Source organism: Streptomyces sp. NPDC006435, from assembly GCF_040612315.1.
In the GTDB taxonomy this organism is placed as follows: Bacteria; Actinomycetota; Actinomycetes; order Streptomycetales; family Streptomycetaceae; genus Streptomyces.
Map to the genome: position 1 here is coordinate 1 of NZ_JBEXPY010000098.1, position 6,900 is coordinate 6,900.

Annotated in this window: 6 protein-coding genes; 1 reads left to right on the forward strand and 5 read right to left on the reverse strand. The window is 73.2% G+C overall.

The window, feature by feature from the left end:
- Positions 1-254: 254 nt before the first annotated feature.
- The 5 genes from ABZZ04_RS39020 to ABZZ04_RS39040 are packed head-to-tail and all read right to left on the reverse strand — an operon-like array spanning position 255 to position 5,581.
- Positions 255-1,079 (reverse strand): ATP-binding cassette domain-containing protein, encoded by an 825-nt coding sequence (locus ABZZ04_RS39020; RefSeq protein WP_356936991.1) that lies wholly within the window; start codon positions 1,077-1,079, stop codon positions 255-257.
- Positions 1,076-2,095: an ABC transporter ATP-binding protein gene (locus ABZZ04_RS39025; protein ID WP_356936992.1), complete on the reverse strand. Its 1,020-nt coding sequence runs from the start codon at positions 2,093-2,095 to the stop codon at positions 1,076-1,078. Before ABZZ04_RS39025 ends, ABZZ04_RS39020 begins: the two co-directional genes overlap by 4 nt.
- Positions 2,096-2,100: 5 nt before the next feature.
- Positions 2,101-2,997 carry an ABC transporter permease gene (locus ABZZ04_RS39030; RefSeq protein ID WP_356936993.1) on the reverse strand — a complete coding sequence of 299 codons (897 nt, stop codon included), beginning with the start codon at positions 2,995-2,997 and terminating at the stop codon, positions 2,101-2,103.
- A complete protein-coding gene (locus ABZZ04_RS39035; protein WP_356936994.1) occupies positions 2,994-3,947 on the reverse strand; it encodes an ABC transporter permease in 954 nt (317 codons plus the stop codon). Before ABZZ04_RS39035 ends, ABZZ04_RS39030 begins: the two co-directional genes overlap by 4 nt.
- Positions 3,947-5,581, reverse strand: coding sequence for an ABC transporter substrate-binding protein (locus ABZZ04_RS39040; protein WP_356936995.1), 1,635 nt, complete (start codon positions 5,579-5,581; stop codon positions 3,947-3,949). Before ABZZ04_RS39040 ends, ABZZ04_RS39035 begins: the two co-directional genes overlap by 1 nt.
- A gap of 131 nt (positions 5,582-5,712) precedes the next feature.
- On the opposite strand from ABZZ04_RS39040, the gene ABZZ04_RS39045 reads away from it, so the two are divergent.
- Positions 5,713-6,783, forward strand: coding sequence for a LacI family DNA-binding transcriptional regulator (locus ABZZ04_RS39045; RefSeq protein WP_356936996.1), 1,071 nt, complete (start codon positions 5,713-5,715; stop codon positions 6,781-6,783).
- Positions 6,784-6,900 lie beyond the last annotated feature (117 nt).

Consider the following 6,900-nt stretch of genomic DNA (forward strand, 5'->3'; position numbering starts at 1 on the left):
GAAGGACGTGCCCGGCACGACACTGACGGCCGTGGGGGTCATCAGCTCGGCGACACTTCGGTGCCTCATCCCCGGTCCCCTTTCCCGTGCCTCGGTCCTACATGGCTACCACCTCTCATGATCGCCCGTGTCCGGCGGCCGGGGGAGGGCCGACCGGCCCCCCGGTGACGCCCGCGGCGCCGTCCCGGTCCTTCACCCTGTTTTCCGGTTCCTTCCGGGTGGTCCGGTGCCGGACGGCACCGGACCACCGGGGGTCACCGCGGTGGCCGACGCTCCGACGCCACGCGGGAGGCGTCCCACCCGCGCCGGGGGACGGAACCGAGGAGCAGCTTCGTGTACGGGTGCTCCGGCGAGTCCAGCACCCGATCGGCCGAGCCGGTCTCCACGACCCGTCCGCCCTTGAGCACCAGCACCTCGTCCGCGACGTGCCGGACCACGGCGAGGTCGTGCGTGACGAAGAGGTAGGCGATCCCCGCCTCCCGGCGGATCGTGGCGAGCAGGTCGAGGATCTGGGCCTGGATGGACACGTCCAGCGCCGCGACCGCCTCGTCGAGGACGAGCACCCGCGGCTCGACCGCCAGGGCCCGCGCGATGGCCACCCGCTGGCGCTGGCCGCCGGACAGCCGCCGGGGCAGCGCCGCCGCCTCGCGCTCGCCGAGGCCCACCTGTTCCAGGAGTTCCCGCACCCGGGCGGCACGGGCCGCCGGGTCGAGCCGGGTGTGCAGCCGCAGCACCTCGGCCACGCAGTCCGCCACCGGGACCCGGGGATCCAGGGAGAGGTACGGGTCCTGGAAGACCATCTGGATCTCCCGGGCACGGGCCAGGCGCTCGCCCCGGCCGCGGGCCCGCGCCGAGCGGTCCCGGCCGTCGAGGCGCACGGTGCCGCCGTCGGGGCGTTCCAGCCCGACGAGCATCCGCACGGTGGTCGTCTTGCCGCTGCCGGACTCCCCGACGATGGCGAGGCAGGCGCCCGGGGCCAGGGCGAACGACACGTCGTCGACCGCCAGGTGGTCGCCGTACCGCTTGCACAGCCCCTCGACCACGAGGCCGTTCCCAGGTGTCGTGGCGGTCGGCGTCACAGCGTGATCCCTTCGTCGGCGCGGTGGCACGCGGCGAGACCGTCGCCGTACCGCGCCAGTACGGGGGCCTCCTCGGTGCAGCGCGGCAGCGCGTGGGCGCAGCGCGCGGCGAAGGCGCACCCCGGCGGGGCCTCGGCGAGCGAGACGGGGCGGCCGGGGATGGGCCGGGGCGGTGGTGCGTCCCGTTCGATGCGGGGCGTGCAGGCGAGCAGCCCCGCCGTGTACGGGTGCCGCGGCCGGTCGAACAGTTCGTCCGTGCCCCGGGTCTCGACGATCCGGCCCGCGTACATCACGTACACGCGGTCGCAGATCGCTGAGGCCAGTTCCAGGTCGTGCGTGACGAACAGGAGGCCGGTGCCGTGCTCGGCCCGCAGCCCGGTGAGGATCGAGATGATCTCCGCCTGGGTCGTGACGTCCAGCGCGGTGGTCGGTTCGTCGGCGACGAGCAGCGCGGGCTCCGACGCGAGCGCCGCGGCGATCACCACGCGTTGCAGCATGCCGCCGGAGAACTGGTGCGGATAGCGGCGCAGCGCGCCCCGCGGGTCGCGGATGCCGACCGCCTCGAGCAGCTCCTCGGCGCGTGCCGCGGCTGCCGCGGCGGATGTGCCGGCCGCGCGCAGCCCCTCGGTGAGGAAGTCCCCGACGCGGCGCAGCGGATTGACGGAGGCGCGGGGGTCCTGGAAGACCATGGAGACCTGGCGGGCCCGCAGCGCGGCCAGTTCCGCGCGGTCCATGGTGAGCACGTCCCGGCCGGCGACCCGTACCCGGCCGGTGGTGTGCGCGCCGGCCGGCAGCAGGCCGAGCACGCTGCGGCAGGCCACGGACTTGCCGGAGCCGGACTCGCCGACCAGGCCGACGGTCTCCCCGGGGGCGACCCGGAGGCCGACCCCGTCCAGGATCGGCCGTGCGGCCCGGTCGCCGGGCAGCCGGACGCCGAGTCCGTCGATCTCCAGGACGGGGTCGGTGCCAACGGCGCCGGTGCCCGGGTCGCGCATGGGGGTCGTCCGTTCGGTCATGTGGTTCACCGTTCCCGCCGTGCGATCCGGTCGGCGAGCCCCTCGCCGACGATGCCGAACGCCACCACCGCGATCACGATGCAGGCCGAGGGCGCGAGAGCGGGCAGCATCGCTCCCTGGAGGACGGCCGCCTGACCGTCGTTGATCATGGCGCCCCAGTCGGCGGTCGGCGGCTGGACCCCGAAGCCGAGGTAGGACAGCGCCGCGAGGTCCATCAGCGCGTACCCGAAGTTCATCGCGGACTGCGCGAACACCGTCGGCGCGATGTTGGGCAGCAGGTGCCGCAGGCAGATGGTCCAGCCCGACCAGCCCTGCACCCGGTAGGACTCGATGTAGGGGCGGGCCTTCTCCTGCCGGGCGATCCCGCGCACCAGCCGGCCCACGTACGGCGTGTAGGCCACGGCCATGGCGATCACGGGGGCCGTCATGCCCGAACCGATCACGGAGACGAGCAGGATCGCGAGGAGCAGGCCGGGGATCGCGAACACCAGGTCCATCGACCGGGAGAGGAACGTGTCCGCCCAGCCGCCCCGCCAGGCCGCGACCGTGCCGAGCACCGTGCCGAGGAGGGCGGAGACGACGACGATGAGCAGCGGGCCGAGCAGTCCGGTGCGGGCTCCGTGGATCAGCCGGGAGAGGATGTCGCGCCCGGACTGGTCGGTGCCGAGCAGATGGTCGCCGGTCGTCCCGACCAGGCTGGCCGAGAGGTCGAGCGCCTCGGGGTCGTACGGGGCGATGAGCGGGGCGAACAGGGCGACCAGGACGAGCACGGCGAGCACCGCGACGGAGATCGAGAACAGGGGGCCCTGGCCGAGCAGGCGCAGGCCGCGCAGGCCCGGACGGCGGGACGGCCCGAGGGGTTTCGCAGGCGCCGCGTCGGCCGCGGTTGCTGGTGAGGTCATGAGGAGCCTTCCCCCCGGAGGGACAGACGGGGGTCGATGAGCGGGACGAGCAGGTCGACGACGAGGTTCACCACGGCGAAGGCCGCCACGCTGAGCAGCGTGATCGCCTGGACCACGGCGAAGTCCTTGGCCGTCACCGACTGCACGAGCAGGGAGCCGAGGCCGGGGACGTCGAAGGCGGTCTCGACGATCGACGTGCTGATGAGCAGTCCGGCGAGCATCGTCCCGCCGACGGTGACGACGGGGCCGAGCGCGTTGCGCAGGACGTGCCTGCGCACCACGGTCCGCCCCGCGACACCGCGGGCGCGCGCCACCTCCACGTGCTCCCGCCCGAGTTCGTCGAGCATCGCCGAGCGGGTCACCCGCGCGAGCAGCCCCGCGAAGGACAGCGCCAGGGCGAAGGCCGGCAGCGTCAGGTGGTACAGCCGCTCCGACAGGCCGGATGACGTGCCGCCGGGACCGGGGAACCAGCCCAGGCGCACGGAGAAGAACGACACCAGCACGATCGCGGTGACGAACGCGGGCGTCGCGGTGGCCACCCCGGTGCCGATGAGCACACCGCGGTCGAACGGCCCGGGGCGCAGCGCCGCACCGATCCCGGCGGCCACCCCGAGCAGTGCCACGAGCACCGCGGCGTACCCGATGAGCAGCAGCGTCCCCGACATCCGGGAGCCGATGAGGGAGGAGACGTCCTGGTGGTACTGGGCGGAGCGCCCGAAGTCGCCCTGCAGCGCCGAGCCGAGCCACTTCGCGTACTGCGCCGGCAGCGGGTCGTCCAGGTGGTACTGGGCGCGCAGCGCCTCCACCGCCTCCGGGGTCGCCGGACGACCGTGCAGCAGGAAGGACACCGGGTCGCCGGGCGCGAGATGGACGGAGCCGAAGACCACGAGGGAGGTCACGAACAGCACGGCCACCAGGCCGAGCAGTCGTCCGGTGATGAAACGGGCCATCACTTCGCCGCCCCGATGCTCGCCGCCCACGGGTAGTAGAGCTGGGCGATGCCGGTCGGCGCACCGGTGATGCGGTTGCCGAGGAAGACCGAGTAGGGGGCCTCGTACACCGGGATGGACGGGAGGTCCCGCAGGGCGATCCGCTGGAGTTCGGCGGTCAGATCGGCGCGCTTTGCCGGGTCGGGTTCGGCGTTCGCACGGTCGAAGGCGGCGTCGAACTCGGGGTTGGAGTAGTTCCCGTAGTTCCCGAAGTCGCCGGTGCGCAGGAGCTGGTAGAACTCCAGCGGGTCCGGGGTGTTGTCGTAGCCGTTGGTGATCACCAGGTCGAGGCCGGCGCGGGCCGACGGGTCGACGAAGATGCTGCTGTACGCGTCCGGGGAGACGGACTTGAGCTGGACGTCGAGCCCGATCTGCCGGCCGGCGCCCTGCACGGCGTTGGCGACGACGCTGATCTCGGGGGCGAGCGTGCTGGTCACCAGCGTGACCCTCTTGCCCTCCGCACCGGCCTCCTGCACGAGCTTCTTCGCCGCGGCGATGTCGTACTCGGGCTCGGGGAGCGCGTCGAAGTACTTGTCGGTCCGGTCCGGGACCAGTGCCCAGGCGCCGCGTGCCGCCGGGGCCTTGGCCGGGGTGCCCACGCCGCCCGCCGCGGCCTTGACGATCTCCTCGCGGTCGAGCGCCATCGACAGGGCCCTGCGGACCCTGACGTCGCCGAGCGTGCCCTTGAGGTCGAGCACGGCGAGGCCCGCGGTCGTCGTGTTGGGGCCGAAGTAGACCTTTCCCTTGCCGCTGTCGCGCAGCTGGGCCAGGGCCGACGACGGCACCATGTAGCCGCCGTCGGCGGTGCCGGAGAGGAACGCGTTGGCGCGTGCCGCCGGGTCCTCGATGAAGGTGAACCTCACGGACTTCGTCCTGGGGGCGAGCGAGCGGTCCCAGTAGCCGGGGAACGCCTTCAGCGTCACGCTGTCGCCCCTGGACCACTCGTCGAGGGCGAACGGGCCGGTGCAGTTGACCCCGCCCTTCGCGGTGCCGTAGTCCTTGCCGGCCTTCTTCAGGTACGCGGCGCTCTCGATGGTGCCGGGCGACGCGGCCATCATCTCGTGCAGCAGGACGTCGGGCCTGGACAGGCGCAGCGTCACCTCCAGCGGGCCCGTCTTCTCGATGGTCTCGACGTTCTTGAACGCCGAGGCCCAGGCCGAGCCGACGGCCGGCTCCATTTGGCGCTTCAGGGAGGCGACCACGTCGTCGGCCGTCATGGTCGTGCCGTCGTGGAACCTGACGCCCGGACGCAGGGTGTAGACGAGCGTGCGCGGGTCGGGACGGTCGTACTTGACCGCGAGGCCGGGCTCGATCCGGTGGTCGGGGGTGACCCGCATCAACTGCTCGCAGACGTTGGCGAGGACCGTGTTGGGCGGGTAGTCGTAGGCGAGGGCGTAGTCCAGGGTGTACGGCTCCGCGTAGAGGGACCAGGTGACGGAGTCCAGACCGCCCTTCGCCGGCGGCGAGGTGGGGGTGACCTCGTAGTCGGTCACGATGCCTTTTCGCTGGGAGGTGTTGGCGCCGGAGCAGGCGGTGGCGGCGACCGCGAGTGCGGTGGTGCAGGCGATCAGGACGGCGGTTCTGCGCATGCGCATGCGGACCAACCCCTTTACGGGTGTTGTGACGGGCGCTGGGGGATGGAGCGAGTATTAATGCGGGAACGTTCCCGCACAAGACTTTGCGGGAACGGTTTTGCAGAGGTCACGGGGGTGGCAACATCAGTCGCATGACCGAAGCCCCACGCCACGCAGGAAAGCCCGCGCAGGCCGGCCCGCGCGTCCGGCTCGTCGACGTCGCCCGGGAGGCGGGCCTGTCCAAGACCACCGTCTCGGCGGCGCTCAACGGCACCGGACGCCTCTCCCCGGCCGTGCGGGAGAAGGCGCGCGAAGCCGCGCGGAGAATGGGCTACCGGCCCAACGCCACCGCACGCCAGCTGCGCGCGGGGCGGGCCCGGCTGATCGGGTACGTGGTCGGGGAGCTCGCCCACGCCCCGTGGACGTTCCTGGAGTCCCCGTACTTCGCCAGGCTGACCGGCTCCACCGCGGCGACCGCGCTCGAACGCGGCTACGCGGTGGTGCTGTTGCCCGCCGGCTCCCTGCACGGCGAGTGGGCCGACCTGCCGCTCGACGCGGTGGTCGTCGCCGACCCCGTCGCGGGCGACCGGATCGTCGACGACCTGCTCGCCGCCCGCATTCCGGTTTTCAGCGACCGCTCCGTCGAGGGCCGCGAGGGCGCCCACTGGGTGGACGTCGACGCCACGGAGGCGACCCGCGGGACGCTGGACCACCTCCGGGAGGAGGGGGCCCGGCGTCCCGCGATGGTGCTGCCCGACAGTACGACCGGTTTCCATGCGGGGGTGCTGGCCGCGTACCGGGACTGGTGCGCCGTGCACGGGCTGCCGGAGCGGATCACCCGCGTCGCCACCCCCGGGAACGGGCCGGTCGTCGCGGCGGTCGAGACGGCCCTGGCCGGCAGCGGGGAGGAGGACGGGCGCCCCGACGCACTGCTCGTGGTCGCCGAGGCGAGCCCTCCCCTCGTCCTGGAGGCGGCCCGCCGGGGCGGGTACGAGGTCCCCGACGACCTGCTCCTGGTGTGCGTGAGCGAGGACGCGACCGCGGAGCACACCAGGCCGGCGGTGACCACGCTCAGCCTGCGCCCCGGGGAGATCGCCCGGGCCGGCACCGAACTCCTCATGAACGTTCTGGAGTTGGGCCGCACGGAACCGTCCGGCCTGCTGGTCTCCACCCGGCTCGAGGTGCGGGAGTCCTCGCGGCGGCCGAAGTCGTCCCGCGCGTGACTCCGGTCGCCGTGCCATCGGTTCAGACCGAGTGGACGAGTCGGCCGCCGACGTAGGTCCGTTCGACCCGCGCCGACGCGATCTCCTCGGGCGGGGCCGCGAAGATGTCGCGGTCCA